We start from the raw sequence: 26,332 nt of genomic DNA, 5'->3' as shown, positions 1-26,332 counted from the left end.
CGAGCGGATCTCCACAAAGCGTGAGGGCCTGAGCCCGGTGCAATACCGTGCTCAGACCCTCACGGCCTAACCTACTTACTTAGCCAGTCCAACGTCCGGGGACCAGTTCACGCCGTGTCCCTTCCTCTCCGTGTCCCGCCGGTGCGCGTCCTACTAGTCGCGCGTGAGGCGGCGGTGCGTGACGCGGTGCGGTTTCGCGGCGTCGGGTCCGAGCCGCTCCACCTTGTTCTGCTCATAGGCGTCGAAGTTGCCCTCGAACCAGTACCAGGCGTCGGGATTCTCCTCGGTGCCCTCGTAGGACAGGATGTGGGTGGCGACCCGGTCGAGGAACCACCGGTCGTGCGAGACGACGACGGCGCACCCGGGAAACTCGAGCAGCGCGTTCTCGAGGCTCGAGAGCGTCTCGACGTCCAGGTCGTTGGTCGGTTCGTCGAGGAGCAGCAGGTTGCCGCCCTGCTTCAGCGTCATCGCGAGGTTCAGCCGGTTGCGCTCACCACCGGAGAGGACGCCGGCCTTCTTCTGCTGGTCCGGGCCCTTGAAGCCGAACGCCGACACGTACGCACGCGAGGGCATCTCGACCTGCCCCACCTGGATGAAGTCGAGTCCGTCGGACACGACCTCCCACAGGCTCTTGTTGGGGTCGATACCGCCGCGGGACTGATCTACGTAGGAGATCTTCACCGAGTCGCCGATCCTCAGCTCACCGCCGTCGAGGGGTTCCAGGCCCACGATGGTCTTGAACAGCGTGGTCTTGCCGACGCCGTTCGGGCCGATGACGCCGACGATGCCGTTGCGCGGCAGCGAGAAGGACAGGCCGTCGATGAGGATGCGCTCGTCATAGCCCTTGCGCAGGTCGTGCGCCTCGATGACCTGGCTTCCGAGCCTGGGGCCCGGCGGGATCTGGATCTCCTCGAAGTCGAGCTTCCTGGTGCGCTCTGCCTCCGCGGCCATCTCCTCGTACCGGTTCAGGCGCGCCTTGGACTTGGTCTGGCGGCCCTTGGCGTTCGAGCGCACCCATTCGAGTTCCTCGGTGAGGCGCTTCGAGAGCTTCTGGTCCTTCTTGCCCTGCACCTCGAGGCGCGCGCGCTTCTTCTCCAGGTAGGTGGAGTAGTTGCCCTCGTAGGGGTACAGGTGGCCGCGGTCGACCTCCGCGATCCACTCCGCGACGTGGTCGAGGAAGTAACGGTCGTGGGTGACGGCGAGCACGGCACCGGAGTACGACTTCAGGTGCTGCTCCAGCCAGAGCACGCTCTCGGCGTCGAGGTGGTTGGTGGGCTCGTCGAGGAGGAGCAGGTCGGGCTTCTGCAGCAGCAGCTTGCACAGCGCCACACGGCGACGCTCGCCGCCGGAGAGGACACGGACATCGGCTTCGGGCGGCGGGCAGCGGAGGGCGTCCATCGCCTGCTCGAGCTGGGAGTCGAGGTCCCAGGCGTCGGCGGCGTCGATGGCCTCCTGCAGCTTGCCCATCTCGTCGAGGAGCGTATCGTAGTCGGCGTCCGGGGAGGCCATCTCCTCGGAGATCTCGTTGAACCGCTGGATCTTCCCGAAGATCTCGCCGACGCCCTCCTGGACGTTGCCGAGCACGGTCTTCTCCTCGTTCAGCGGTGGCTCCTGCAGGAGGATGCCGACGGTGTACCCGGGGCTGAGGCGCGCCTCGCCGTTCGAGGGCGTGTCTAGGCCTGCCATGATCTTCAGGATGGTGGACTTACCCGCACCATTCGGCCCCACGACGCCGATCTTCGCGCCAGGGAAGAACGACATGCTGACGTCGTCGAGGATTACTTTGTCGCCAACGGCCTTACGGGCCTTGCTCATTGTGTAGATAAATTCCGCCATGCCACTAAGGCTAGTGGGTGCCCGGACCGATCTCACACTCGACCGGTCGCGGCGGGTGACCGTCGGCCGGCCCGGGTCGCCGAAGAACCGCTCGTCGCGCAATCCACGCCCGGTCCTCGATCACCGCGCGTCACCCGGGCAGCAATCATCCTCCAGTCAGCGCTGGTCCCCGACGAAGCAGAGGCCGGAGCCGAGCACGGGAAGGACCGTCACCGTGACGCTCCCGTCGCGCACCTCCCCGAAAACGCACGTCCCGTCGATCAGGCCGGCGCCCTGGATCGCGTCGACGTCCAGCCCGGTGGGCGTGGTGTCGATGGACACCTCCACGGACGCAGGGGTTGCACCAGCAAGCGCGAACCCCTCCTCGATGGCAGCCCGAACCCGTGCACTCGTGACCGCGTCCCCGCTGTCGGCCAGAGCCGTGAGTTCGGCGTCGACCGTGCGGGCGATACCCGCGACCCCCTCCTCCGCCGAGGCCGGTCCGGTGGTTGGTCCGGTGGCCGGAGCAGTGGCCGGTGCAGGCGTCGCGGGTGGGCTGTCCCCCGCCTGCTCCGACGGCGGTGCCGAGCCGGGATCCATCGCCCCGGAGGACGGCGTGACAGCCCCCTGGTCCGACGTCACGACGGGCGTGTCCGTGCACGAGGTGAGGCCGAGGGTCAGCCCGACGGCGAGCGCCGCGATCACCCGAGCCGTTCCGTCGGGCCGGGTGCGAGGAAGGGCAGTAGTCACCCGATCATCCTGCCATCATCGCCCCGCAGCCGCGGTCAGAACGGGACGGACTCCTCCTGGCGGGCGTCCTCGGAGTCGTTGTCCGGTTCCCCCACGGGAAGGCCGGCTCCCGGGCCCTCGCGGTCGTCGTCCGCCTCCGCACCGATCCCCGACGCTGGACCGAACACCTCTCCCGTGGCGGCGTCCACGCCGGGAGGAAGACCGTCTGCGGCCTGATCACCGCCAGCGGGATCCTCCGCGCCGGCTCCGGCCTGCACCTCGCTGCGGTCGGCCGTGGTGCGTTTGAAGTTCGCCGTGCCCCACATGAGGTCGTGGCCCGCGGTGTCCGCGTCGATGTCCACGGACGTGCCCGTCCGGCCGTCCGCATTGATCCACGGGCGGACTTTGAGCCGTCCGGTCACGATCACGCGGTCCCCCTTCTTCAGGCTCGCCCCCGCATGGGTGGCGAGCTGGCGGAACATGGACACCGAGTACCAGTTGGTGTGTCCGTCCACCCAGGTGTTCGCCTCCTTGTCGAAGCGGCGGTCGGTGGAACACATGCGGAACCCGGCGACTGCAAGGCCGCTCTGCGCCGAGGTGAGCCGCACGTCCGTGGCGACGTAGCCTCGCACGGTGATGATGTCGGTCATGATCTGTCCTTCCGTCGATCCCGGTGGGCGGCGGTCAGTGCCCGCCTCCACCCAGTCTTCGGCGGCAGGGTCGACAGCACCGGTCGGGCCGGCGGTATGTGGACAACTGCCCTCATCGTGTCCGGACGGACGCGCTCCCGTGGGCCCGGACCGGCGGGCGTCGACCCGGCAATGCAAAGGGCCGGACGCCTCGGCGTCCGGCCCTGATGCTGTGCCCCCGGCAGGATTCGAACCTGCGACCAGAGGATTAGAAGGCCCCTGCTCTATCCCCTGAGCTACGGAGGCAGTTCGCCCAGTTTACTATGGGCGGTCCCGGGCGGTCCCGGGGCGGGGACACGCCTGGTCGTCCTACTCGGCCTCGGCGGGGAAGCTCACCCTCAGTTCCAGGCGGTGCTGCCCGTCCGGGTCCTGGGAGTAGATGGCCTTCCCTGCGATGCCGCGGAGCCCGTCCGTGCCGGAGCCAGGAATGATGTGCCCTGAGCTCGCCGCGTCCGCCCCCTCGGCGACACCCCAGTGCTGGACCGTCATCGCGCCCGTCCGGTCCCCGATGCTGCCCACGAACTGCTCGGACGCGACATAGCCGGCACCGACGTCGTTTCCTGCCATGAGCAGTTCCGCCGTGCTGGTTCCGGTGATCTCGCCCTCGAAGACTTTCGCGGCCCGGACACGGGAGAGCTCGCCCGTGCTCCCGGGCGCCGAGTAGGGCTCTGCATCCCAGTCGGTGATCTCGAACTCGCCGGTGTACGTCGTCGTTCCTGTTTCCATCATCTGTTCAGTATCGCCGCTCCCGGCCGAAGGCGCATGCCGGCTCCGCCGTCAGTGCGCCACACCGGGTGTCGACGGCCGATATCGCCGGAGGAACAGGACCTTCGTGCTGCGGTCGAGGAACACGAGGTACAGCGCGAAGCCGAGCGCGATGACAGCCGCGATCTGCCGGGCCATCGTGAGGCTGAAGTCGAAGTAGGGGAAGATGTCGAGCTGGTCGGAGATGGCGTAGACCATGAAGAACGCGACCGTGAAGTACAGGAACTTCACCTGCCAGTCGTCGCGGATCCCGGTGACCGCGAAGAGCGGGATCAGCCAGACGACGTACCAGGACTGGATCATCGGCGCCAGCACCACGATGGCCGCGAAGGCGATGGCGAGCCGTCGGACGAGTCGGCTGTGGTCGCCGCGGAAGATCTGGAGGGCGATGATCACGAGCGAGACCACCCGGGCGAGGGTGTGGAAGACACCCGCGAGGTCCCAGCCGGGCAGGCCGACAGCGTCGCCGAGCGAGGCGATCACGAGGCCGATGAAGCCGACCGGCGCGTACCAGATCCAGACGCTTCCCGGGGTGCTGAGCGCGCCGACCCAGCCGAACCCGAAGGTGTTGACCCACCCCATGACCCAGAGGAGGCCGAGCGACAGGCCTGCCGTGAGGAACCAGTAGAGGAACCGGCGCGGCCACGAGGCACCCTTGCCCGCCCACATGAGGCCGACGAAGGGCAGGAAGATCAGCGTGATCGGCTTGATGCCGATCGAGAGCGTGATCAGGAGGATCCCGAGCACGGGCCTCTTCGTCGCCGCGAGGTACAGGCCCGCGAGGGCCAGGCCGATCATGAGCGAATCGTTGTGGATGGCTGCCACGAAGTTGATGAGGAACAGCGGATTGGCGGCGCTGAGCCACAGGGCGCGGTTCGGGTTGATGGAGTGCAGGGCGGCAAGCTTCGGGATGACGTAGACACACAGCGCCACCCCGATGAGCGCGATGACCCGGAACAGGATGATCGAGGTGTCCGGGTTGCCCCCCGTGATCCTGACGATGCCCTCCTCGATCCAGAGGAAGACCGGCCCGTAGGGCGTGGGGCTCTGCGCCCAGAGGTCGTCCGCACCGATCTGCAGGTAGTTCGAGATCTGCGAATAGCCATCCACATAGGGATTGAGTCCCGCCACCATGACCTGGCCCTGGGCGATGTACGCGAAGACGTCCCTGCTGAAGAGCGGGAGTGCCGCGGCGAGCGGGATGGTCCACGCGATGATGGCCGTCATCAGGTACGGCCTCGTGTCGTCCGACCAGCCGTTCAGCCGCTGTCCCAGGCGCAGCCAGGACCGGACGAGGAGCATCCCGCCGAGCGCCAGGAGGAGCACGGAGAGCACGGCGCCGGCGGGCTCGAACCGCAGCCAGATGATGAGCGGGATGCGCCGGAGCTCCGCCGACGCGAGGGACAGCCAGCCGACGCCCAACGACCCCATCCACATCAGGAGGGAACCGACGAACCCCTGCACGATGGCGATGTTCGGTCGGTTGGGCCCCTGCTGCGTCGCGACGTCGGAGAGCGGGACCTGGGCGGGCATCGGGGAAATCCAATCGTCGGCAAGCAGAAGTCGGCGTCGAACGCCCCTGTCCCAGGCCGGTGACGGCCCGGTGGCGGGAGACCCGCGGGCGGCGCCTTGCCGGAATCAGCAGGGTTTCCCAGATCTCCCCGCGGCCCTGAGCGAACTTCTCGAATATTAGCATCGGGCCCGGAGCGCGACCCGGCAGGCGCTGCGACGAACGGCGTGCCAGGCAGGGCTCCTGTCGCGTCCGGCGCCGGCAGCAGGCCGGGGCACCCGGGCACGGACGCGGGGGTGCCGGGCGGTACATTGGTCGAATGCCGATATCGAATGACCCCATCGTCTGGATCGACTGCGAGATGACGGGGCTGGACCTCGTTCACGACGCCCTGATCGAAGTCGCGGTCCTCGTGACGGATTCCGAACTCAACGTCCTCGGTGACGGCGTGGACGTGGTGATCAAGCCCACGCCCGAGTCCGTCGCCCAGATGGGCGACTTCGTCCGGACGATGCACACGACGTCGGGCCTGCTGGAGGAGCTCGACGGCGGCATCACGATGGAGGACGCCGAGCAGCAGGTCCTCGAGTACATCAAGGCGTGGGTTCCGGAGCCCCGGAAGGCCCAGCTTGCGGGCAACTCGGTCGGGACGGACCGGAACTTCCTCGTCCGGGACATGCCACTCGTCGTCGATCACCTGCACTATCGCGTCATCGATGTGTCGACCATCAAGGAACTCGCCCGCCGCTGGTACACGCGTGCCTACTTCCAGGCCCCCGCGAAGACCGGCGGCCACCGGGCTCTGGGCGACATCGAGGATTCGATCAGGGAGCTGCGGTACTACCGGTCGGCGGTCTTCGTACCCTCCCCCGGACCGGACTCCGCAACCAGCAAGGGCATTGCGCGCACGATCGCGTCCTGACGTCCGGGCGGCATTCCGTCGCCCCGGTCAGGAGCGCACCGAAAAGTGTGTAAACTTGTTTCCGCTGCCTTCCGCGGACAGCCCGGCCGGTCACTCGGACGCGGGTCTGCGTTGCGGAGACACATGGTGGGTATAGCTCAGTTGGCAGAGCGCCTGGTTGTGGTCCAGGAGGTCGCGGGTTCAAGCCCCGTTACTCACCCTCAGTCGTCAGGAACCTTCCTGACCACGTATGCCGTCCCGGAATCGTCCGGGGCGGCATACGTCATTTAGGCCCCACCAAGCCCAAGCCCCGGAGAACGGGTGTGCCTCTCCGGGCTGCGAGCATACGAAGGACCCACGTCATGGAACGCACAGTGTTCGAAGAAGATCACGAGCTCTTCCGCGATGTCGCACGCGAGTTCAACGACCGCGCCGTCGCTCCCCACTACGCCGACTGGGACCGGCAGCACCTGATGGACCGCTCGGTCTGGACCGCGGCGGGCGAGCAGGGACTGCTCGGGCTTGCCGTCCCGGAGGATTTCGGCGGAGCGGGCATGCCCGACTTCCGGTTCCGCGCGGTGCTGGACGAGGAGTTCGCCCGGGCCAACCACCTCGCCGTCGGGCTGGCATTCCACCTGCAGGACGATCTCGTCCTTCCGCACCTGCTCGCGTACGGTTCGGACGACCTCAAGGAGCGGTGGCTGCCGGGCATGGTCTCCGGTGAGATCGTCACCTCCTGCGCCTGGACCGAACCGGGGGCCGGTAGTGACCTCCGCGGCATCCGGACGAAGGCCGTGCGCGACGGCGACGACTGGCTGATCAGCGGCCAGAAGGTCTTCATCGGCAACGGGATCAGCGGCGACGCGTCCCTGGTCCTCGCGCGCACCGACGGCGGCACGGGCCGGGGATCGAGCGACTCGTTCTCCCTGTTCATGGTCCGCAAGGGCGAGGGCTATACGCCCGGTCGCCAGCTGGACAAGATGGGCCTCCGCGCCTCCGACACCGCCGAACTCTTCTTCGACGCCGTCCGTGTGCCGGGCGCCGACCTCGTGGGCGAGGTGGGCCAGGGCCTGCGCTACAGCCTCGGGCAGATCCCGCAGGGCCGCCTCGGCATCGCCGTCGCCTCCGCCGCCCTGGCGCGGGCGACCTACGAGCAGACCGTGCGGTACGTGAGCGAGCGGAGCGCGTTCGGCGAACGGGTGCTCGATTTCCAGAACACCCGCCACGTGCTCGCCGACATGCTCACCGAGGTGCAGGTGACGGAGACCTTCGTCGACCAGGCGGTGCTGGCCTTCAACGCCGGAACGCTGACCCCGACCGCCGCGGCGCAGGCCAAGCTGTGGGCCAGCGAACGGGCGAAGTCCATCACGGACCGCTGCCTCCAGCTGCACGGCGGCTACGGCTACATCCTCGAATACCCGGTCTCGCAGGCGTTCCTCGCGGCGCGGCTCCTGACGATCTTCGGCGGGACCAGCGAGATCATGCGCGAGTCCATCGGCCGGTCCATCGCCGACCGCCCCACCCAGAACAGGTAGGTTCCATGACCGTCCACCCCATCACGATCGCCGGTGAGCCTGTCCTGCACCGGCGCGCCCTGCCCGTCGGAGCCTTCGACGACGCGCTGCGGACCCTCATCGCCGACATGTTCGAGACCATGGACGTCGCGAACGGGGTCGGACTCGCAGCACCGCAGATCGGCGTAGGGCTGCGCGTGTTCGTGTACGGGATGGAGAACGACGACGGCGTCGCTCCGCGCGGTGTCCTCGTCAACCCGACGCTCGTGACCTCGAAGATTCCCGGCTCCGACCCCGACCCGGAGGACGAAGCGGAGGGGTGCCTGTCCGTGCCGGGCGAGTCCTTCCCCCTCAAGCGGGCCGACTGGGCGCGCATCTCAGGGTTCGACGGCGACGGTGTGCCCGTCGAGTTCGAGGCGACGGGGTGGTTCGCCCGCTGCATGCAGCACGAGTACGACCATCTGGACGGCCGGCTGTACGTGGATCGCCTCAACAACCGCCAGGGGCGCAAGGCGAGCAAGGCGATGAAGAACAACGGCTGGGGCGTGCCCGGCCTCACCTGGCTGCCAGGAGTGGACCCGGACCCCTTCGGCCACTAAGCAGGCCCGGCGCTCCGGCGTCAGGGGTTCCTGGCCGCCCCGACCCCCGGCTCAGGCACCGGGGCCTCGACGAGGTCCTCCAGCCGCTTCACGCCCCGCAGGGGTCCCAGCAGCGCGACCAGCGGAGCGGTGCACGCAATGAGGACGCCGATGAGGACGGCGTGACGGATGCCGACGGTCTCGGCGAGGACTCCCGCGACGAGGCTCGCGAGGGCCAGCATGCCCCAGCTCACAGTGCGGGACGCGGCCCCGAGGCGCCCCATCATGGCCGGCGGACACACGCGCTGGCGGAAACTCGTGCCGATCACGATGTTCCAGGCGACACTCGCGCCCATGACGAACATGCCGAGGATCCCCCAGAGCATGCCGGGGCCGGGCGAGAGGATCAGGAGGGAGGCGTAGCCGAGCACCCCGGGCACCATGGACCAGCGCCACAGCGGACCGGAGCCGAAGCGCTCACCCAACGAGTGTGCTGTGATCCCCCCGACGGCACCCCCCACGGAGGACGCGGCCAGCAGCAGCCCGAGCCACACCTCGGACTCCCCCAGGGTCCTCAGCACCAGCAGCACGAGCAGCGAGGCGGAGATGTTGCCACCGAGGTTCCAGAGCGCGGCGTTGAGCAGGAGGGCGCGCAGCGGGGCGGTGCTGAAGGTGTAGCGGAGGCCGTCCCACATCTCGCGGACGATCCGGTGGTCGCTCCGCGGGCGGACGATCTCCTCCACGTCGAGGCGATGGATGGCCACGAGCGCGATGACCGACGTCGTCACCTGCACGATCAGCGTATTCGAGGCCCCGATGGCTCCCGTCAGCCATCCCCCGGCGGAGCGTCCCGCTGCGTCCGCGGCCGCACCGGATCCCGTGATCAGGCCGTTGCCCTCCATCAGCTCGTCCGCGGTGATGGCCTGCTGCACCAGCGCTGCGTCCGCCAGCTGGAAGAAGACGCCGGCCACGCCCGCGACGAAGGCCGCGACGAACAGCAAGGGGGTGCTGAGGAAGTCGAAGAAGTAGCCGACCGGAAGAAGCCCGAGGACCAGGACGCGCACGGCGAGGGATGTGAGCATCACCGGCTTGCGCGGAAGCCGGTCGACCCACACGCCGATGAGCAGTCCGCAGAGAAGCCAGGGCAGGAAGGTCATTCCGGCGAGTGCGGCGACCTCGAAGTTGCTCGCATCGAGTTCCACCGCGGCGATGACCGGGAGCGCCACCGCTGCGACGGCGTTGCCGAGCACACCGAATGTGCTGGAGACCATCAGCGCCCGGAAATTACGATTGCGCACCAGTAGGTGTGGTTCGGCAGGGCCCCCAGTGCTCATCCGATCACCCTAGTCCAGGGCACCTACGGTGGTTCGTCCGCCGTGGCCAGTTTCCGTCGGTCATCTGCCGCATCTTGACTGCTGGACGGGTGCCGCCGATAATCCTTCACCCAGGCAACCGCATGAGCAGGGGCGGTCCGGATTCCTCCCTCGGCTTAGCAGACCTCCTGCGTTTGCGGCGCCGTCGGCCCGAAGCGCACCATGGAGGAGGGAGTCCGTCCCGCGGTCGTTCCCCCAGCAGTATCGCGGTCGACGAGCTCCCGAGGCGGCTATAGACGCCGGGCGGTCCCCCTACCTCCTGAGACCGGTACGGGGGACCGTTTCATGAGCGTGGCGAGCGGTCGTATCGAAGCGAACGGGCCGACCCCGAAGCCCCAGCAGTAGGCCGACCCGTTCATACCGCAGCGATTGCGTATGAGACCCGCGGCGGTGATCACACAGTAGGACGCGCGGGGTCCCGGGACAACGTATGACGCGCCGGGGATTCTGTCCGGGGTTCGACCGCGGACTGTGCGGGCAGTGCATCCGGCCCGGAACACCGGCGTCCCCGCGCGATATCTGTCAGGTCGAGGGATGGGTCGACCGATACGCCGGGTTCTGTCATCGCGCGCCGTCGCCGGCGTGCGAGTAGCGGCCATCCATCTACGAACGCCGTTGCCGACGCCCTCCAGCGGCCTACCCGTGCACTCGGGCGGGCAGCCCTCGAACGCGCACTGTCTGGCCTTGCTCCGGGTGGGGTTTACCGAGCCGTGCCGGTCACCCGGCACGCTGGTGGTCTCTTACACCGCCTTTTCACCCTTACTACCCGCGCCGGCCGGAACCGGGAACGGGAGCGGTCTTTTTTCTGTGGCACTGGCCTGCGGGTTACCCCGAGTGGGCGTTACCCACCACCCTGCCCTGTGGAGCCCGGACGTTCCTCGGTGGAGTCGATGCTTCCGCACCGTCCAACGCGACCGCCTGGTCGACCCATCCACTCCCAGTCTAGGCCGTCGGGAGCGCGCCGGCGGCCGTGCACGGACGCCCTTCTCCGGTTGGATACAGTGGATCGGTGCTGATCCTGCTCCCCCCGTCCGAAGGCAAGTCCGCAGCCCGTACCGGCGCCCCGCTCCATCTGGGCGATCTCCACTTCCCCGAACTCAACGGCTCGCGCAGGGCCGTGCTGGACGCTCTCCGGGTGACCAGTGCCGCCGACGACGCCCACGCGGTCCTCGGCGTCGGGGCGTCCCTCGCCGAGGACGTGGCGCGGAACCTGGTGCTCGACGTCGCACCCGCCGCTCCCGCCCACGACATCTACTCGGGCGTCCTGTACGACGCCCTGGACTATGCGGGCATGACGGCCGTGCAGCGGCGCAAGGCTCGGGAGCAGTGCGTCGTCGTCTCCGCCCTGTGGGGTGCCGTGGGCTTCGGCGACCGGATCCCCGCCTACCGGCTGTCGATGTCGGTCGACCTCCCCGGCACCGGGCGCCTCGCGACCTTCTGGCGCGAGCACCTCGCGGCACCCCTCGCACACCACGCGGGAAACGGCCTGATCGTCGACTGCCGTTCGAGCACCTATGCGGCGGCCTGGGCCCCGCCGGTCCAGCAGACCGCTGCGGTCAACGTGTTCCAGATCCGGAACGGGAAGCGGACGGTTGTCTCCCACTTCGCGAAGCACACGCGGGGCGAACTTGCCCGGCACCTGCTCACGCGACGCGGCGCAGCACCGGCGACGCCGAACGCCCTGCTCCGTGCGGCCCGTGAGAAGTGGACGGCGGACCTCCGGCCGGCCACCGCCCGGAGGCCCACGCAGCTCGACATCGTGCTCGACTGAGTCCCGCGGTCGCTCGTCTGCCCACCGACACGGCCTCGTCGGTGGGCATCACGCGACATGCCCATTCAGGGAGCCGTGTCGGTGGGCAGGTGTGACGGCGCTCAGTCGGCGACGAGCTCCACCTCGAACCCCTCGGCGTTCTCGAGGTACGCGGCATAGTGGTCGGTGCCGCCCGCGAAGGGATGCCGGTCGGCGAACAGCAGCGTCCAGCCGTGGCTGGCCGCCCGACGGGCCAGGAGGTCGACGTCGGCGCGTGAGCCCGCGTGGAACGCGAGGTGGTTCACCCCGGGACGACGGCGGTCGTGGCCGCCCGCTGCGACCTGCAGCCCGCTCTCCAGGACAACGTAGAATTCCTCGGAGCCGAAGCTCACGCCGGTCTTCCACGACTGCTTGCGGGGGAACCCGAGCCGCTCGAGCAGCCAGCCGAGGCTGGCGTCCGCCGCCGGGAGGTCCTTCGTCCACACCTCGACATGGTGCAGCCGGCCCGTCCGGCGGGGCACCTCCTGCGGAGGAGCGCCGCGGCCGGTCGAGGGCGCAGCCGTGGTCGGCGGTGCGGCAGCGGATCGCGGCTTCCAGTCGACGCCGGCCATCCCGGCGTCCATCGCCTCGTTGGAGAGCCGGTCGGCGTCCTTGTTCCGCTCGCGCGGGATCCACTCGTACGTCACGCGCCGGGGGTCGAGCACCTTCCGTGCCCGGGCGGCCAGGACGCGCATGTCCGCGTGCTTGATCTGCCAGCGCCCGGACATCTGCTCGACGACGAGCTTGGAGTCCATCTTCACGTGGACGGCGGCGTGCGGGTTGATCTCGCGGGCGAGCTCGAGCCCGGACACGAGGCCGGAGTACTCGGCAACGTTGTTGGAGGCCTTGCCGATGTAGGCGGCCTTCTCCACGAGGATGCGGCCCGTGTCGGGATCGCGCACGAGGGCACCGTAGCCGGCGTGCCCCGGGTTTCCGCGCGATCCGCCGTCGGCCTCGACGACGAGGCGCGTCGGCAGGTCCGGGCGGGCGCGGTCCTGGTCCTCGTCCTCGTCCTCGTCCTCGTCCTGCGCGTAGGGGTCGAACAATTGCTGATCGGTCACGGCTGCTGGTTTCCCCAGTCGCTGGAGCGGACGAGGATGCAGCCCGAGTCGGGGCAGAGGACGATGTCGTCGGGCGCGGCGGCGGAGATGTCGGCGAGGTCGCCGGGGCTCAGCTGCATGCCCGATCCCTCGGACTTGCCGTGGAAGAGGCGTGCTGCCCCCACTCCACGCCGGGCCAGGATGCGGTCGTAGATCGCGAGGAGACCGGCGTCGAAGGTGGCGGCGAGCTCGTCCCGCTGCACCTGCACGCGGGCACGTTGCGCATCGACGTCGGCCAGTTCGGCGTCCCGGGCGTCCTCGAGGGCCTTGAGCTCCGCGCGGACGCCGTCCGTGCGTCCCTGTACCTCGGCCTGCGCGGCCTTCGCCGTGTCCACCCGCTCCATGACGTCGAGTTCGACGTCCTCGAGGTCGGACCGCCGTTTGGTGAGGGTCGCAACCTCGTGCTGCAGGGCGGTCAGGTCCTTCGAGGTCCCGGTTCCGCTGTTGAGCCGCTTCTCGTCGCGTTCCAAGCGATCGACGACGGACTGGACCTCGTCCTCCGAGCGGGTGAGTTCGCGCTGCAGGTCCCCGAGTTCGGTGGTCGCCCGGACGAGCTCGCCGTCGACCTCGGCCACCCGGCCGGCGACGATCCCGATCTCGGGATTGCTCCGGGCTGCGGCGGCCTGGCGGGCCAGCTTGTTGAGGGTCGAATCGAGGGCCTGCAGATCGAGCAGGCGGAGTTGTTCCTCGGGTGCAGCCTTGGCCACGATAAACCTCCAGGTGGGGACGGATGGGGCACGACGGGCGGGCGTGGGCCTCATCCCAGCCTAGGCCACGCCGTCCGGGACGATGGTCAGTGACCGGGCGTGAGGACGAAGTCCCAGGGGTCGGTGTTGACGCCGCTCACGCGGATGTCCGCGGTGAAGCCCTGATCGGTGAGGACGTTCGAGAGGGCCGCGGCGGCGGGCGTCAGCCACAGCCACTCGCTGCCGAAGTGGGAGACGTCGATGAGGTAGGGCGTGCCGCCGACGGCCGCCTCCCTGACCTCCGACGCCGGGTGGTGCCGCAGATCCGCGGTGACGTACACGTCGGCCCCGCTCGACCGGACGCGATCGAACAGGGAATCACCCGCGCCGCCGCAGACGGCGATCCGGCGCACGACGGCGTCCTTGTCGCCGGCCACCCGCACGCCGCCCGCTACGGCGGGAAGGATGGAGAAGACCACTTCCGCGAAGGCTCCGAGCGTCACCGGCGCGCCGAGGTTCCCGACCCGCCCGATCCCCTCCTCGGGCAGGCCGTCCGCCGCCGGGGTGAGGGGCTGCACCTCCTGCAGGCCGAGCGCGTCCGCGAGCACGTCGGAGACTCCCCCGACCGCGCTGTCGCCATTGGTGTGGACCGTGACGAGGGCGCACCCTGCCTCGATCAGCCGGTGGACGGCTTCTCCCTTGAAACCCGACGCGGCGACGGAGGAGACGGGCTTGAGGAGCAGGGGGTGGTGGGACACGATCATCGTCGCCCCCCAGTCGAGAGCCTCGTCGAGGACGGCCGCGGTGGGGTCCACGGTGAAGAGGATCTTCTCCGCCGTCCGCGCCGTCCGCCCGGCCACCAGCCCCACCTTGTCCCAGTCCTCGGCGAGACCCTCGGGCCAGAGTTCCTCGATGGCGAGGAGCACGTCGCCGACGGTCGGCACCGTCGACCCGGACGGATCAGGCGCGGCGGCGGCGGACGGAGCGACACCGGAGACGTGCTCGTTCTGGTCCATGACACCAGTAATACCCGCCGTCGACGGAGCCGCCAAGTTCCTGCCGTTCCACCGACGGCGGAGCGGGTGCGGGAATCATCGGCACCTGACGTGCATTGAGACAGTCATGAAGACTTTTGTGCTTGGAGGGGGCTGCTTCTGGTGCCTCGATGCCGTCTACCAGAAAACCCGCGGCGTGACCGAGGTCGTCTCCGGTTACACCGGCGGCCATACGAGGCACCCGGACTATGACAGCGTCTGCTCGGGTATCACCGGGCATGCGGAGGTGGTCGCGGTGACGTTCGACGAGGAGGTCGTCCCCGAGGACGTCATCCTGGACATGTTCTTCGTGTCCCACGACCCAACCACACTCAACCGGCAGGGCTACGACGTCGGCACGCAGTACCGCAGCGTCATGTACTACCAGGACGCTGCTCAGAAGGAACTCTTCGAGGCCGCGATCCGCCGCAACCAGGAGAGCTGGAAGGACCCGATCGTCACGGAGGTCAGTCGGCTCCCCCACTTCCACGTCGCCGAGGACTGGCACCAGAACTTCTACGCGAAGCACCCCGAACAGGGGTACTGCCAGGTCATCATCAACCCGAAGCTGGCGAAGGCCCGGAAGTATTACGCCCAGTGGCTGGCCGCATAGGAGCGCCGACGCCCGGGCGTTAGGCTGACCGCCGTCGCCCCGGGGCAGGCCCGCGCCACCCCCACGACACCCCCTACCGCATCCCGAAGAAGGCAGGCCCCCATGGCAAAGATCTACGACGACGTCACCCAGCTGGTCGGACGAACCCCCCTCGTCCGTCTCAACCGGCTGACCGAAGGACTCGAGGCGCAGGTCGCCGTCAAGCTCGAGTTCTACAACCCGGCCAACAGCGTCAAGGACCGCATCGGGGTCGCCATCATCGACGCCGCCGAGAAGGCGGGCGCCCTGCGCCCCGGTGGCACGATCGTGGAGGGGACCTCCGGCAACACCGGCATCGCCCTGGCGATGGTGGGGGCCGCCCGCGGGTACAAGGTGGTGCTGACGATGCCGGAGACCATGTCCACCGAGCGGCGCGTCATGCTCCGGGCCTACGGTGCCGAGATCATCCTCACCCCCGGCTCCGAGGGCATGCGGGGCGCCGTCGACCGCGCCAAGGAGATCGTCGCGACGACCGAGAACTCCATCTGGGCCCAGCAGTTCGCCAACGCCGCCAACCCCGAGATCCACCGCACCACCACAGCCGAGGAGATCTGGGACGACACCGACGGCGAGGTCGACATCTTCGTGGCCGGCGTGGGCACCGGGGGGACGATCACCGGCGTCGGCCACGTCCTGAAGGAGCGGAAGCCCGGCGTGAAGATCGTCGTCGTCGAGCCGGCCGACTCGCCCATCCTCAGCGGCGGCGCGCCCGGCCCGCACAAGATCCAGGGACTCGGCGCCAACTTCGTCCCGGAGAACCTCGATCGCGAGATCTACGACGAGGTGATGGACGCCACCGTGGAGGACTCCGTGCGAGTGGCCCGCGCGCTCGGGACCCAGGAGGGAATCCTCGGGGGGATCTCGTCCGGAGCCATCGTCTGGGCTGCGCTCGAGCAGGCGAAGCGCCCCGAGAACGCCGGTAAACTCATCGTGGCCATCGTGTGCGATTTCGGCGAGCGGTACATCTCCACGATCCTCTTCGACGACATCCGCGGCTGATCCCGCGGTGCCTGCGGCAATGCCCGTCCCCAACCACTCCACGAGAAGGTAGCCGGTGAGTTTTCTAGCACGACTGAGCGAGGATCTCGAGACCGCGCGCACCCACGACCCGGCGGCGCGTGGCGCGGTCGAGACCACCGTGGTGTACTCCGGGCTGCACGCCATCTGGGTCCACCGCCTGACCCACCGCATGTGGCGGGACGAAAGGCTGCGGTTCCCCGCCCGTGCGCTGGCCCAGCTCGCGCGGGCCCTGACCGGCGTGGAGATCCACCCCGCCGCCACCATCGGTCGCCGGTTCTTCATCGACCACGGGATGGGCGTGGTGATCGGGAGCACCGCGGAGATCGGCGACGACGTCATGCTCTACCAGGGCGTCACCCTGGGCGGACGCTCGCTCGAGCGGGTCAAGCGCCATCCCACCATCGGTGACCGCGTCACGATCGGTGCGGGCGCGAAGGTCCTCGGCCCGATCACCATCGGTGCGGGCAGTGCGGTCGGCGCGAACGCCGTCGTGGTCAAGGACACTCCCCCGGACTCGATCGTCACCGGTATCCCGGCGACATTCCGCCACCGGGACTCGCGCCGCGAGACGCAGCCGGCCGTCGACCCGGCGGAGTACGTGGACCCCGCCATCTACATCTGACCCTCCTTCGCGCACGACGGAAGCCCCGGACCGAGGTCCGGGGCTTCCGTCGTCCATACCGTCAGTACCCTCCGGTCAGTGGGTGTCGACGGCTTCGATCTCGGACTTGTCCTCTCCCCAGAGGGTGTGGAAGGTGCCCTCGCCGTCGACCCGGTTGTAGGTGTGCGCGCCGAAGAGGTCGCGCAGGCCCTGCGTCAGCGCGGCCGGCAGGCGCGGGCGGCGCAGGCCGTCGTAGTAGGCCAGCGACGCCGAGAAGACGGGTACCGGGATGCCCAGCTGGACGGCGGTGGCGACCACGCGCCGCCAGGCGGGCACGGCGCCGGCGATCGCCTCGGCGAACGCTGGGGCGAGCAGGAGGTTCGCCGGGCGCTCGTCGGCGACGGCGTAGGCCTTCATGATGTCGTCGAGGAGTTCGGCCCGGATGATGCAGCCGGCCCGCCACAGGGACGCGATCTCCTCCAGTTTCAGGTCCCAGCCGTACTCCTTCGCCGCGGCTGTGAGCATGTCGATGCCCTGCGCGTAGCTCACCAGCTTCGACGCGTACAGCGCCAGCCGGACGTCCTCCACGAACGTCTCGGGCAACTCCACGGTGCCCTCGTGGCCCTGCAGGATCTCCTGTGCCAGCACACGCTGCTCGGTCTGGGAGGACAGGGCGCGGGCGAAGACGGATTCGGCGATGCCCGACGTCGGGCTGCCCAGCGCCAGCGCGGACACGACGGTCCACCGGCCGGTGCCCTTCTGCCCGGCGGCGTCGACGACGACGTCGACGAACGGCTTGCCGGTGCGCGCATCCGTGTGGCCGAGGACCTCGGCGGTGATCTCGATCAGGAAGGAGGACAGCGTCCCGGTGTTCCAGTCAGTGAAGATCTTCGCCTGGTCGGCCGGCTCGATACCCGCTCCGGAGCGCAGCAGGTCGAAAGCCTCCCCGATCACCTGCATGTCCGCGTACTCGATGCCGTTGTGGACCATCTTCACGAAGTGGCCGGCGCCGTCCGTGCCGATCCACCGGCAGCACGGCTCACCGTTGTACTTCGCGGAGATCTTCTCCAGCATCGGCCCGAGCGAGTCGTAGGCCTGCCGGGACCCGCCGGGCATGATCGACGGGCCCAGGAGCGCGCCCTCCTCGCCGCCGGAGACGCCGACGCCGACGAAATGCAGGTCGTGCGCGGACAGGGCCGCCTCCCGGCGGCGCGTGTCCTCGTAATGGGAGTTGCCGCCGTCGATCACGATGTCACCGGGCTCCAGCAGGGGCACCAGCTGCCCGATGACGGCATCCACGGGCGCACCCGCCTTCACCATGATCAGCACCCGGCGGGGCTTCTCCAGCGCGTCGACGAGTTCCTCCATGGTCTCTGTGCGGATGAACTCCCCGTCCCCGGAATGCTTCTCCAGCAGGGAATCCGTCTTCTCGATGGACCTGTTGTGCAGGGCCACGGTATAGCCGTTGCGGGCCAGGTTACGGGCGAGGTTGGCCCCCATGACTGCCAGTCCTGTGACGCCGATCTGTGCGCTCAATGTGATCTCCGTTGTTGGTCAACTGCATGCAAGACGCCGCATGCGACGGTACTCCGGGCGCGTTCACGCGCGGCTCCTCCGGTCGCTTTCACACTATTACCGTCGCGCTGCGCGCCGCCACACCTGGGGCCGCCGATCGCGGTATGTGTCGCGCGGTCTGCACCTCCGGCTCCACGTCAACCGGCGGCCCGGCTGGGACGGTGGTGCCATCCGTGAAAGAATGATAAGGATGTCCGACGTTACCGTTACCCCCACTGCCCCTGCCCCCGCCTCCACGCGCCCTCAGGTGCGCCCCGAGGTGGAGGGCGCCGAGCCGATCGTCGCCAGCGACGGCCGGCCGCTGCTGCAGTTCAAGTCCCCGAGGGTCAGCCAGCCGCCGGTGCACCTGGCCGACCTGACCCTGCCCGAGCGGCAGGAGCGGCTGAAGGAACTGGGACACCAGGGATTCCGCGCCAAGCAGCTGTCCACGCACTACTTCTCGCATCACACGACCGACCCCGCGGCCATGAGCGACCTGCCGAAGGCCGGGCGCGAGGAACTCGTCGCCGCCATGTTCCCGCCGCTGCTCACCGAGGTGAAGCGCCTGACAACGGACAACGGGGACACCATCAAGTTCCTGTGGCGCCTGTTCGACGGCGCCCTCGTCGAGTCGGTGCTCATGCGCTACCCGGGCCGGGTGACGCTGTGCGTCTCCTCGCAGGCCGGCTGCGGCATGAACTGCCCGTTCTGCGCCACCGGCCAGGCGGGGCTGACACGCAACATGTCGACGGCGGAGATCGTCGACCAGGTGGTCGCCGCGAACCGCGCCATCGCCGAGGGCGCCCTCGGGGACCTGCGCACGGACGGCGGGCACGACGCCGACCGGGTCACCAACATCGTCTTCATGGGCATGGGAGAGCCGCTGGCGAACTACAAGCGCGTCATGGCAGCACTGCACCGCTTCGTCGACGAATCGCCCGAGGGCCTCGGCATGTCGGCGCGCAACATCACGGTGTCGACGGTAGGCCTGGTGCCGGCGATCAACAAGCTCGCGGCCGAGTCCCTGCCGGTCACCTTCGCGCTGTCACTCCACGCTCCCGACGACGAGCTTCGCGACGAGCTCATCCCGGTCAACACGCGCTGGAAGGTCGACGAGGCGCTCGACGCCGCCTACAACTACTACCGCGTCACCGGGCGTCGCGTCAGCATCGAGTACGCGCTCATCAAGGACATGAACGACCACCCCTGGCGTGCCGACCTGCTGGCGAAGAAACTCAACCAGCGCGGCCGCGGCTGGGTGCACGTCAACCCGATCCCCCTCAACCCGACGCCGGGATCCATCTGGACGGCGTCGGAGAAGAGCGTCTCCACCGAATTCATCAACCGGCTGCGCGACGCCGGTATCCCGACGACGCTCCGCGACACCCGGGGCAAGGAGATCGACGGCGCCTGCGGGCAGCTCGCGGCCGAGGAGTAAACCTGCATGGATTGGCGCCGGTGATCGGCGAGCCGGTATAGTCGATCCTCGTGATGCCGACCGGAACGGTTCCGACCGACGGCCTGGTGTCACGGGAGAAGGGTCTTTAGCTCAGCTGGTAGAGCGCCACGTTTACACCGTGGATGTCATCGGTTCGATCCCGGTAGGACCCACGAAGAACCCAGAAGGAGCCCCGCAGCTGCGGGGCTCCTTCTCTGTTCCAGGTCCGTCGTCGGGACGCGCGGTCGCCGCCCGAGAAGGCCGCCACCCGACCTTTCCGTCCCGGCGGTCAGGCAGTCCGGTGCATCTCGCTCGCCAGGCCGCGGCGGCGAAGCGTTCAGCGCTGCCTCAGAACGTCGATCAGCTCGTGGACGAGGACGATTAGCACGAGCGACGCCCCGGTGACGAAGAGCAGGGCCAGCCACAGGGCCGGCGGCCCGCCGTCGTCATCGATGCCGAGACCCAGTCTGCGTGCCGCAATGCACAGCGCGATCATGCCGGCTCCCACGACGAGGATCGCCGTCCTTCGATTCCACTGCCAGTGTCCGAGCACGTGGTCCCCTCTCGTCGGAGGCTCCTGAGGCGCTCCTACCTCTGTGCCTCCGCCACACCGACCGGCGCACCGTCGTCGAAGGTCACCACATAGTCCTGCCCCATGATGTCGACGACACACTCCATGGCCCCGCTAACCCGGCAGTCCTCGGCTGGAGCGGGCGGCGTCGCCGGATCCTCGAAGATCGGCTCCAGCAATTCGGGCGGAATGCCGGGAGGCGTGGGTTCGTGGAACATCACTGACCCGGGCCGCAGGCAGGTGTAGGGATCGCTGGGATCGGTCCACCAGGCTCCCTCCTCCGTGATGGGGCACTGCGGGTAAGGCGGCGCGGGCAGGAGTTCCGGCGGGAGATCGCCGCCCCGGCCGGTTCCGGCCGGCAGTGGCGCCGGTGCGGGTGTCGCCGGCCCGGCATCGGCCGGGGCCTCGACGGATCCGTCCGCAGCAGGAGATTCCCCGCCCAGCGCCGGAACGGCAGGGACAAGCGTCGGCGGGACGACCGCAGGGACGGACGGCGGAGCGGCGCCCCCTGGCTCGGCCATGGGTGGCACGACAACCGGCGCGGCGACCGCTGGCTGGGCCACCGGCGCGGAAGGAGCAGGCGCGGCCTCGGGCTCGGTTACGGGTGGGACGACAGCCGGCTCCACCACCGTCGGCGCGGCGACCGCTGGCTGGGCCATCGGCGCGGAAGGAGCAGGAGGGGCCTCGGGCTCGGCCACGGGTGGGACGACAGCCGGCTCCACCACCATCGGCGCGGCGACCGCTGGCTGGGCCACCGGCGCGGAAGGAGCAGGAGCGGCCTCGGGCTCGGCCACCGGCGGGGCGACCGCGAGGGCGGAGACGGCCACTACCTCGTTCGTCCCACCCCGCACCTCGAGTACCACGGGTGCTGTGACAAGCGCCGCCGCGGATCCGAAAGCTATCAGAAGAGACCGTGTTGTGCGCTGCATTGTTCCACCCTGCTCGAGAGACCTGATGGTACGACGCTACGTGCGCGCCGGCACGAGCGGCAGCGTGGTGATTACTCGGACGAGACGCTGACTACCTGTATCTCGCAGTGCAACTACCTAAGGCCGCGGCAGGTCCGGGAGCTGCTCGGCGAGATAGGTGAGGGCCTCGGAGACGCCCGCCTCGATCTTGAGCGAGGCGAACTCGTCCCCGCGCGTCCATCCGCGATTGATGATGACTACGGGCTTGCCCGCTTTCGCTGCATGTCGGACGAAACGCAGTCCGCTCATCACGCTCAGCGAGGACCCGGCGACCAGGAGCGCGGCGGCGTCGTCGACGATGGCGTACGCGTCGGCGACCCGGCCCTTCGGCACGTTCTCACCGAAGTACACGAAGTCGGGCTTGAGCATGCCGCCGCACACCGGGCAGGGAGCCATGAGGAATTCGCCGGTGTCGTCCACATCGGCGTCGGCATCCGGGGCGATGTCTCCGGCGTCGGACTCCCGCTCGAGGTATCCCGGATTGAGGGCCTCGAGGATCTCCGCGATCCGGGACCGGGCGAAGGGCGCCGCGCACTGCAGGCACACGACGCGGTCGAAGGTGCCGTGGAGGTCGATGACGTTGATGCTTCCGGCCGAGGAATGGAGTCGGTCGACATTCTGCGTGATGAGCCCGGACAGCAGGCTCCGCTGCTCCAGCCGTGCGATGGCGGTATGCCCCGCGTTGGGGTCGGCCCTGCGGAGGTGCCGCCAGCCCAGGTGGTTCCGCGCCCAGTAGCGGCGCCGGAGGGCTTCATCGCCGACGAACTGCTGATAGGTCATCGGATTGCGGGGCACCGATTGCGGACCACGGTAGTCGGGGATGCCGGAGTCGGTACTGAGACCCGCGCCGGTCAGTACTGCCAGGCGCTGCCCGCCGAGCAGGGCGACGGCCTCGTCGAGGAGTACGCGTTCCGCCGGATGCAGCGGCGGGAGCTCCGACGCCGGGGGCTCCCGCACGAACCCGGTCAACCCGAGCCCCGGATTCGACTCCGGTCCGGGCAGGTCGTCACGCCTTCGCATGCCGCCGCCCGGAGCGGTCACAGGGCCGCTTCGACCGAGCTCAGAGCGTGGGCGTAGTCGGCGATCGGTCGGCCCTGCCCGTGGGGTGATGACACGACGGCGCGGACCACACCGGTACCGTCCAGCACATAGCTGACGCGCTCGGCGTAGCCCTGCTCCTCGTCGAACGCCCCGTACGCACGCGTGACCGAGCCATGCGGCCAGAAATCGGCCAACAGGTCGAAGGAGATGTCGTTCGCGTCCGCGAATGCCCGCAGCGTGTATTTGTGGTCCACGGAGACCGCCACGAGCGTGACCCCGGCGGCGTCGAACAGCTCCAGACTGTCCCGGAGCTGGCCGAGCTCATCGGTGCAGACGCGGGAGAACGCGAAGGGGAAGAACACGACGACGGAGCCGCCGACCAGCGATGATCGCGTCACAGTCTCGCCGAACTGGTTCGCCAGGGCGAACCCGGGGGCCATCGACCCGACCTCGAGTGGCACGTCCTACTGCTTCCGGCGGTTGACGAGCCGGGTCGCGGCCCATTCCTTGGACACACCGGCGGAGGACGTGGAGTGCAGTCCCGCCGTCGGGGCCGCTTCCTGGATGTCCGCCGGGGGCACGTAGCCGGGCCGGCCCGATTTCGGTGTCAGGAGCCAGACGACCCCGTTGCCGCCGAGCGAGGTCAGCGCATCCACGAGTGCGTCCACCAGGTCACCGTCGCCGTTCCGCCACCAGAGCAGAACGCCGTCGACGACGTCCTGATCGTCCTCCGTGAGCAGTTCGGATCCGATGCCGTCCTCGAGACTTTCGCGGAAGTCGAAGTCGACGTCGTCGTCGTACCCGAGTTCCTGAACGAGGTCCCCCTGCTTGAAACCCAATTTGCCTGCCACGTCGACCGCGGTGGCGGCCTCAGCCTCGCTCACTTGTCTCCTCCTGGAAGAACCGGACTGTCGCCCGACGGATCCTGCTGTAGATGTACATGGCTACCAGCCAACACCTTTCTGAGCCCAGCATCAAGCCAGCGAAGGGGATTTCGGGCGCTGCGTCGACACTCGCGCCCGGATCGCGGCGGTGGCCGCCCCCGCACACGCCCTCGGCGTAATCTGCCCCGCCGCTCCACTCGCGCTACGCATCGGGCCCGCGGCGGCGATAGAGTAAAGCGACTATGGCCGGGTGCTTATGCCGGGCATGCATCTCTGCGCGGGCCCACGAGCCGTGCGCAGGCACTAAGCGACACAGACATAATCTGTGGAAGTGGAGAGACATCACGTGGCTGTAGAACAAGGTACGGCGGACATCCTGAGCGGTCTGACCGCCGGCAAGCCCGACGGGGATCCCGAGGAGACCGCCGAGTGGATCGAATCACTCGACGATCTGATTCGTGTGCAGGGCACCGAACGCGCGCAGTACATCATGCGTGCACTCCTCCAACGGGCAGGCGCCCAGTCGGTGGGCGTGCCCATGGTCACGACGACCGACTACGTCAACACCATCCCCGCGGATCAGGAAGCCGAATTCCCGGGCAACGAGGAGATCGAACGCAAGTACCGCGCCTGGATGCGCTGGAACGCGGCCGTCATGGTGCACCGCGCGCAGCGCCCCGAGATCGGCGTCGGCGGTCACATCTCCACGTACGCAGGAGCGGCGACCCTCTACGAGGTCGGCTTCAACCACTTCTTCCGGGGCAAGGACCACCCGGGCGGCGGTGACCAGGTGTTCTTCCAGGGTCACGCCTCCCCCGGCATGTACGCCCGCGCCTACCTCGAGGGCCGCCTCACCGAGGAGGACCTCAACGGGTTCCGCCAGGAGAAGTCGAAGGAGGGCAACGCCCTCTCCTCCTATCCGCACCCCCGCCTGATGCCGCACTTTTGGGAATTCCCCACCGTGTCGATGGGCATCGGACCGATGAACGCCATCTACCAGGCGCAGTCCAACCGGTACCTCCACAACCGCGGCCTCAAGGACACCTCCGACCAGCAGGTCTGGGCCTTCCTCGGCGACGGTGAGATGGACGAGCCCGAGTCGCGCGGCCTGCTGCAGCTCGCCGCGAACGAGAACCTCGACAACCTCAACTTCGTCATCAACTGCAACCTGCAGCGCCTGGACGGGCCGGTGCGCGGCAACGGCAAGATCATGCAGGAACTCGAGGCCTTCTTCCGCGGTGCCGGCTGGAACGTCATCAAGGTGGTCTGGGGGCGCGAGTGGGACTCGCTGCTGGCCAAGGACCACGAGGGTGCGCTGGTGGACATCATGAACCAGACGCCCGACGGCGACTACCAGACCTACAAGGCCGAGTCCGGAGGATTCGTCCGTGACCACTTCTTCGGCAAGTCGCCCGAGACGAAGGCCATGGTCGAGGACCTCACCGATGCCGAGATCTGGAACCTCAAGCGCGGCGGCCACGACTACCGCAAGGTGTACGCGGCGTACAAGGCGGCCACCGAATTCAAGGGCAAGCCGACGGTGATCCTCGCGAAGACGGTCAAGGGCTACGGTCTCGGCCCGCACTTCGAGGGCCGCAACGCGACCCACCAGATGAAGAAGCTCACCAACGGCGACCTGAAGGCGTTCCGCGACCACCTGCGGATCCCCATCACCGACGAGCAGATCGACGACGACCTCTACAACGCGCCGTACTACCACCCGGGCGTCGATGCCCCCGAGATCAAGTACATGCTCGAGCGCCGGCGCGAACTCGGTGGGTACGTGCCGGAGCGCCGGACCAAGCACGCCGAGATCGTCCTGCCCGACGACAAGGCGTATGCGACGGCGAAGAAGGGGTCCGGGAAGCAGATGGCCGCCACCACCATGGCGTTCGTGCGCATCCTGAAGGACCTCATCCGTGACAAGGAGTTCGGCAAGCGCATCGTGCCGATCATCCCCGACGAGGCACGCACGTTCGGCATGGACTCGTTCTTCCCGACGGCGAAGATCTACAACCCCAAGGGCCAGAACTACCTGTCCGTGGACCGCGACCTCGTCCTCGCCTACAAGGAGTCCGTGGAGGGCCAGATCCTCCACGCCGGGATCAACGAGGCAGGGTCGATGGCGGCGTTCACGGCGGCCGGGACCGCCTACGCCACGCAGGGCGAGCCGCTGATCCCGATCTACGTGTTCTATTCGATGTTCGGCTTCCAGCGCACCGGCGACTCCATCTGGGCAGCAGCAGATCAGATGACGCGGGGCTTCATCATCGGAGCCACGGCAGGCCGCACCACGCTGACCGGTGAGGGCCTGCAGCACGCCGACGGCCACTCGCCGATCCTCGCCTCGACGAACCCCGCCGTCATCACGTACGACCCCGCATTCGGCTACGAGATCGGGCACATCGTGCGGGACGGGCTCGAGCGCATGTACGGGGACATCGGCGACAAGCCGGAATCCTTCCGCAACGTCATGTACTACATCACGGTGTACAACGAGCCGTTCCAGCAGCCGGCCGAGCCGGAGGAACTGGACGTCGAGGGCCTGCTCAAGGGCATCTACCTCCTGAAGCCCGCGAAGGTCGACGGGCCGAGGACCCAGCTCCTCGCCTCCGGTGTCGCCGTCCCCTGGGCGCTCGAGGCGCAGCAGATCCTCGCGGACGAGTGGGGGGTCTCGGCCGACGTCTGGTCCGTGACCTCCTGGAACGAATTGCGCCGTGACGGTCTCGACGCAGAGGAGGAGGCCTTCCTCAACCCCGGCGCGGAGGCCCGCACGCCCTTCGTCACACAGCAGCTCGAGGGCGCCACGGGTCCCATCGTCGCAGTGTCGGACTTCATGAAGGCGGTCCCCGACCAGATCCGCCAGTTCCTGCCGAACGAGTTCGCGACCCTCGGAGCCGACGGCTTCGGTTTCTCGGACACCCGCGCGGCAGCACGCCGGTTCTTCAAGATCGACAGCCACTCCGTCGTCGTCCGGGCGCTCGAGATGCTCGCCCGCCGCGGTGAGGTCGACGCGAACGCGCCGAAGGAAGCGATCGAGAAGTACCGCCTGCTCGACGTGAACGCCGGCACCACCGGCAACACGGGCGGAGACGCCTAGGCCCGGCACATTCCGAAGGG

The 26,332-nt window shown here is 68.7% G+C and carries 25 protein-coding genes, 3 tRNA genes and 1 other RNA gene; 12 read left to right on the top strand and 17 right to left on the bottom strand.

Annotation, left to right across the window (positions count from 1 at the left end; translation table 11 throughout):
* On the top strand, window positions 1-70 hold a 70-nt coding region (locus ACX80F_RS15365), incomplete at its 5' end, for an IS3 family transposase (protein WP_459337047.1).
* An 83-nt stretch (window positions 71-153) separates the two neighbouring features.
* Here ACX80F_RS15365 and ettA read toward each other — a convergent pair.
* The 6 genes from ettA to mptB all read right to left on the bottom strand — a co-directional run bounded on the left by ettA (window position 154) and on the right by mptB (window position 5,531).
* A complete protein-coding gene (gene ettA / locus ACX80F_RS15360; protein ID WP_459337265.1) occupies window positions 154-1,836 on the bottom strand; it encodes an energy-dependent translational throttle protein EttA in 1,683 nt (560 codons plus the stop codon).
* 156 nt (window positions 1,837-1,992) lie between these two features.
* The gene (locus ACX80F_RS15355; protein WP_459337264.1) at window positions 1,993-2,565 is read right to left on the bottom strand and encodes a DUF6993 domain-containing protein; all 573 of its coding nucleotides are present in this window, start codon (window positions 2,563-2,565) and stop codon (window positions 1,993-1,995) included.
* Window positions 2,566-2,600: 35 nt separating this feature from the next.
* Window positions 2,601-3,194, bottom strand: a complete 594-nt coding sequence (ssb, locus tag ACX80F_RS15350) for a single-stranded DNA-binding protein (RefSeq protein ID WP_459337263.1) — start codon at window positions 3,192-3,194, stop codon at window positions 2,601-2,603.
* Window positions 3,195-3,406: 212 nt separating this feature from the next.
* Window positions 3,407-3,479: transfer RNA gene (locus ACX80F_RS15345), tRNA-Arg, on the bottom strand.
* Window positions 3,480-3,542: 63 nt separating this feature from the next.
* The gene (locus ACX80F_RS15340) at window positions 3,543-3,962 is read right to left on the bottom strand and encodes a DUF3224 domain-containing protein (protein ID WP_459337262.1); all 420 of its coding nucleotides are present in this window, start codon (window positions 3,960-3,962) and stop codon (window positions 3,543-3,545) included.
* Window positions 3,963-4,010: 48 nt separating this feature from the next.
* Window positions 4,011-5,531, bottom strand: a complete 1,521-nt coding sequence (gene mptB / locus ACX80F_RS15335; RefSeq protein WP_459337261.1) for a polyprenol phosphomannose-dependent alpha 1,6 mannosyltransferase MptB — start codon at window positions 5,529-5,531, stop codon at window positions 4,011-4,013.
* Between the two features lie 296 nt (window positions 5,532-5,827).
* Here mptB and orn point away from each other — a divergent pair, with 296 nt between their 5' ends.
* The 4 genes from orn (at window position 5,828) to def (ending at window position 8,522) form a co-directional block, all read left to right on the top strand.
* Window positions 5,828-6,430 (top strand): oligoribonuclease, encoded by a 603-nt coding sequence (gene orn / locus ACX80F_RS15330; RefSeq protein ID WP_459337260.1) that lies wholly within the window; start codon window positions 5,828-5,830, stop codon window positions 6,428-6,430.
* A 126-nt stretch (window positions 6,431-6,556) separates the two neighbouring features.
* Window positions 6,557-6,629 (top strand) — tRNA-His (locus tag ACX80F_RS15325).
* Between the two features lie 142 nt (window positions 6,630-6,771).
* On the top strand, window positions 6,772-7,944 hold the full coding sequence (locus ACX80F_RS15320) for an acyl-CoA dehydrogenase family protein (RefSeq protein ID WP_459337259.1): 1,173 nt from the start codon (window positions 6,772-6,774) through the stop codon (window positions 7,942-7,944).
* A gap of 5 nt (window positions 7,945-7,949) precedes the next feature.
* Window positions 7,950-8,522 carry a peptide deformylase gene (gene def / locus ACX80F_RS15315; RefSeq protein WP_459337258.1) on the top strand — a complete coding sequence of 191 codons (573 nt, stop codon included), beginning with the start codon at window positions 7,950-7,952 and terminating at the stop codon, window positions 8,520-8,522.
* Window positions 8,523-8,542: 20 nt separating this feature from the next.
* Here def and ACX80F_RS15310 read toward each other — a convergent pair whose 3' ends face one another.
* Together ACX80F_RS15310 and rnpB are read right to left on the bottom strand one after the other, a co-directional pair.
* Entirely contained in the window at window positions 8,543-9,835 is a 1,293-nt protein-coding gene (locus ACX80F_RS15310; protein ID WP_459337257.1) for an MFS transporter, read from the bottom strand.
* Between the two features lie 570 nt (window positions 9,836-10,405).
* An RNA gene (rnpB, locus tag ACX80F_RS15305) (RNase P RNA component class A) lies at window positions 10,406-10,804 on the bottom strand.
* A 79-nt stretch (window positions 10,805-10,883) separates the two neighbouring features.
* On the opposite strand from rnpB, the gene ACX80F_RS15300 reads away from it, so the two are divergent.
* The gene (locus tag ACX80F_RS15300) at window positions 10,884-11,645 is read left to right on the top strand and encodes a YaaA family protein (protein WP_459337256.1); all 762 of its coding nucleotides are present in this window, start codon (window positions 10,884-10,886) and stop codon (window positions 11,643-11,645) included.
* A 101-nt stretch (window positions 11,646-11,746) separates the two neighbouring features.
* Here ACX80F_RS15300 and ACX80F_RS15295 read toward each other — a convergent pair whose 3' ends face one another.
* The 3 genes from ACX80F_RS15295 to ACX80F_RS15285 all read right to left on the bottom strand — a co-directional run bounded on the left by ACX80F_RS15295 (window position 11,747) and on the right by ACX80F_RS15285 (window position 14,465).
* Entirely contained in the window at window positions 11,747-12,724 is a 978-nt protein-coding gene (locus ACX80F_RS15295) for a reverse transcriptase-like protein (protein ID WP_459337255.1), read from the bottom strand.
* Window positions 12,721-13,470 (bottom strand): zinc ribbon domain-containing protein, encoded by a 750-nt coding sequence (locus tag ACX80F_RS15290; RefSeq protein WP_459337254.1) that lies wholly within the window; start codon window positions 13,468-13,470, stop codon window positions 12,721-12,723. Before ACX80F_RS15290 ends, ACX80F_RS15295 begins: the two co-directional genes overlap by 4 nt.
* An 86-nt stretch (window positions 13,471-13,556) precedes the next feature.
* Window positions 13,557-14,465 (bottom strand): Nif3-like dinuclear metal center hexameric protein, encoded by a 909-nt coding sequence (locus tag ACX80F_RS15285; RefSeq protein WP_459337253.1) that lies wholly within the window; start codon window positions 14,463-14,465, stop codon window positions 13,557-13,559.
* A 106-nt stretch (window positions 14,466-14,571) separates the two neighbouring features.
* Here ACX80F_RS15285 and msrA point away from each other — a divergent pair, with 106 nt between their 5' ends.
* The 3 genes from msrA to epsC all read left to right on the top strand — a co-directional run bounded on the left by msrA (window position 14,572) and on the right by epsC (window position 16,777).
* Complete coding sequence (gene msrA / locus ACX80F_RS15280) at window positions 14,572-15,096, top strand: peptide-methionine (S)-S-oxide reductase MsrA (RefSeq protein ID WP_459337252.1); 525 nt, start codon at window positions 14,572-14,574, stop codon at window positions 15,094-15,096.
* A 102-nt stretch (window positions 15,097-15,198) separates the two neighbouring features.
* Window positions 15,199-16,134 carry a cysteine synthase A gene (cysK, locus tag ACX80F_RS15275; RefSeq protein ID WP_459337251.1) on the top strand — a complete coding sequence of 312 codons (936 nt, stop codon included), beginning with the start codon at window positions 15,199-15,201 and terminating at the stop codon, window positions 16,132-16,134.
* Window positions 16,135-16,189: 55 nt separating this feature from the next.
* Window positions 16,190-16,777, top strand: coding sequence for a serine O-acetyltransferase EpsC (gene epsC / locus ACX80F_RS15270; protein ID WP_459337250.1), 588 nt, complete (start codon window positions 16,190-16,192; stop codon window positions 16,775-16,777).
* Window positions 16,778-16,852: 75 nt separating this feature from the next.
* Here the strand turns inward: epsC and gndA are convergent, their stop codons facing one another.
* On the bottom strand, window positions 16,853-18,292 hold the full coding sequence (gndA, locus tag ACX80F_RS15265) for an NADP-dependent phosphogluconate dehydrogenase (protein ID WP_459337249.1): 1,440 nt from the start codon (window positions 18,290-18,292) through the stop codon (window positions 16,853-16,855).
* A gap of 229 nt (window positions 18,293-18,521) precedes the next feature.
* Here gndA and rlmN point away from each other — a divergent pair, with 229 nt between their 5' ends.
* Window positions 18,522-19,748 (top strand): 23S rRNA (adenine(2503)-C(2))-methyltransferase RlmN, encoded by a 1,227-nt coding sequence (gene rlmN, locus ACX80F_RS15260; RefSeq protein WP_459337248.1) that lies wholly within the window; start codon window positions 18,522-18,524, stop codon window positions 19,746-19,748.
* Window positions 19,749-19,848: 100 nt separating this feature from the next.
* Window positions 19,849-19,921, top strand: a tRNA-Val gene (locus tag ACX80F_RS15255).
* Between the two features lie 164 nt (window positions 19,922-20,085).
* Here the strand turns inward: ACX80F_RS15255 and ACX80F_RS15250 are convergent.
* The 5 genes from ACX80F_RS15250 to ACX80F_RS15230 form a co-directional block, all read right to left on the bottom strand.
* Window positions 20,086-20,301, bottom strand: coding sequence for a hypothetical protein (locus tag ACX80F_RS15250; RefSeq protein WP_459337247.1), 216 nt, complete (start codon window positions 20,299-20,301; stop codon window positions 20,086-20,088).
* A gap of 35 nt (window positions 20,302-20,336) precedes the next feature.
* Window positions 20,337-21,248 carry a hypothetical protein gene (locus ACX80F_RS15245; RefSeq protein WP_459337246.1) on the bottom strand — a complete coding sequence of 304 codons (912 nt, stop codon included), beginning with the start codon at window positions 21,246-21,248 and terminating at the stop codon, window positions 20,337-20,339.
* Window positions 21,249-21,365: 117 nt separating this feature from the next.
* Window positions 21,366-22,307: an NAD-dependent protein deacetylase gene (locus tag ACX80F_RS15240; protein ID WP_459337245.1), complete on the bottom strand. Its 942-nt coding sequence runs from the start codon at window positions 22,305-22,307 to the stop codon at window positions 21,366-21,368.
* A 17-nt stretch (window positions 22,308-22,324) separates the two neighbouring features.
* Entirely contained in the window at window positions 22,325-22,789 is a 465-nt protein-coding gene (locus ACX80F_RS15235; RefSeq protein WP_459337244.1) for a redoxin domain-containing protein, read from the bottom strand.
* Between the two features lie 3 nt (window positions 22,790-22,792).
* Window positions 22,793-23,212 carry a DUF3052 domain-containing protein gene (locus tag ACX80F_RS15230; protein ID WP_459337243.1) on the bottom strand — a complete coding sequence of 140 codons (420 nt, stop codon included), beginning with the start codon at window positions 23,210-23,212 and terminating at the stop codon, window positions 22,793-22,795.
* A gap of 346 nt (window positions 23,213-23,558) precedes the next feature.
* On the opposite strand from ACX80F_RS15230, the gene aceE reads away from it, so the two are divergent.
* The gene (gene aceE, locus ACX80F_RS15225; RefSeq protein WP_459337242.1) at window positions 23,559-26,312 is read left to right on the top strand and encodes a pyruvate dehydrogenase (acetyl-transferring), homodimeric type; all 2,754 of its coding nucleotides are present in this window, start codon (window positions 23,559-23,561) and stop codon (window positions 26,310-26,312) included.
* Window positions 26,313-26,332 lie beyond the last annotated feature (20 nt).

The sequence above is a fragment of the Arthrobacter sp. TMS2-4 genome (assembly GCF_054511075.1).
The sequence above is the reverse complement of the archived record's forward strand: the minus strand, read 5'-3'. Positions and strand labels throughout refer to the sequence as shown.

Excerpts from the sequence above, each read along its gene's own strand:
- ACX80F_RS15310 (WP_459337257.1), bottom strand. The coding sequence starts at position 9,835 with ATGAGCACTGGGGGCCCTGCCGAACCACACCTACTGGTGCGCAATCGT.
- ACX80F_RS15340 (WP_459337262.1), bottom strand. The coding sequence starts at position 3,962 with ATGATGGAAACAGGAACGACGACGTACACCGGCGAGTTCGAGATCACC.
- ettA (WP_459337265.1), bottom strand. The coding sequence starts at position 1,836 with ATGGCGGAATTTATCTACACAATGAGCAAGGCCCGTAAGGCCGTTGGC.
- rlmN (WP_459337248.1), top strand. The coding sequence starts at position 18,522 with ATGTCCGACGTTACCGTTACCCCCACTGCCCCTGCCCCCGCCTCCACG.
- cysK (WP_459337251.1), top strand. The coding sequence starts at position 15,199 with ATGGCAAAGATCTACGACGACGTCACCCAGCTGGTCGGACGAACCCCC.
- ACX80F_RS15245 (WP_459337246.1), bottom strand. The coding sequence starts at position 21,248 with ATGCAGCGCACAACACGGTCTCTTCTGATAGCTTTCGGATCCGCGGCG.
- ACX80F_RS15320 (WP_459337259.1), top strand. The coding sequence starts at position 6,772 with ATGGAACGCACAGTGTTCGAAGAAGATCACGAGCTCTTCCGCGATGTC.
- ssb (WP_459337263.1), bottom strand. The coding sequence starts at position 3,194 with ATGACCGACATCATCACCGTGCGAGGCTACGTCGCCACGGACGTGCGG.
- mptB (WP_459337261.1), bottom strand. The coding sequence starts at position 5,531 with ATGCCCGCCCAGGTCCCGCTCTCCGACGTCGCGACGCAGCAGGGGCCC.
- orn (WP_459337260.1), top strand. The coding sequence starts at position 5,828 with ATGCCGATATCGAATGACCCCATCGTCTGGATCGACTGCGAGATGACG.
- ACX80F_RS15285 (WP_459337253.1), bottom strand. The coding sequence starts at position 14,465 with ATGGACCAGAACGAGCACGTCTCCGGTGTCGCTCCGTCCGCCGCCGCC.
- ACX80F_RS15240 (WP_459337245.1), bottom strand. The coding sequence starts at position 22,307 with ATGCGAAGGCGTGACGACCTGCCCGGACCGGAGTCGAATCCGGGGCTC.
- msrA (WP_459337252.1), top strand. The coding sequence starts at position 14,572 with ATGAAGACTTTTGTGCTTGGAGGGGGCTGCTTCTGGTGCCTCGATGCC.
- def (WP_459337258.1), top strand. The coding sequence starts at position 7,950 with ATGACCGTCCACCCCATCACGATCGCCGGTGAGCCTGTCCTGCACCGG.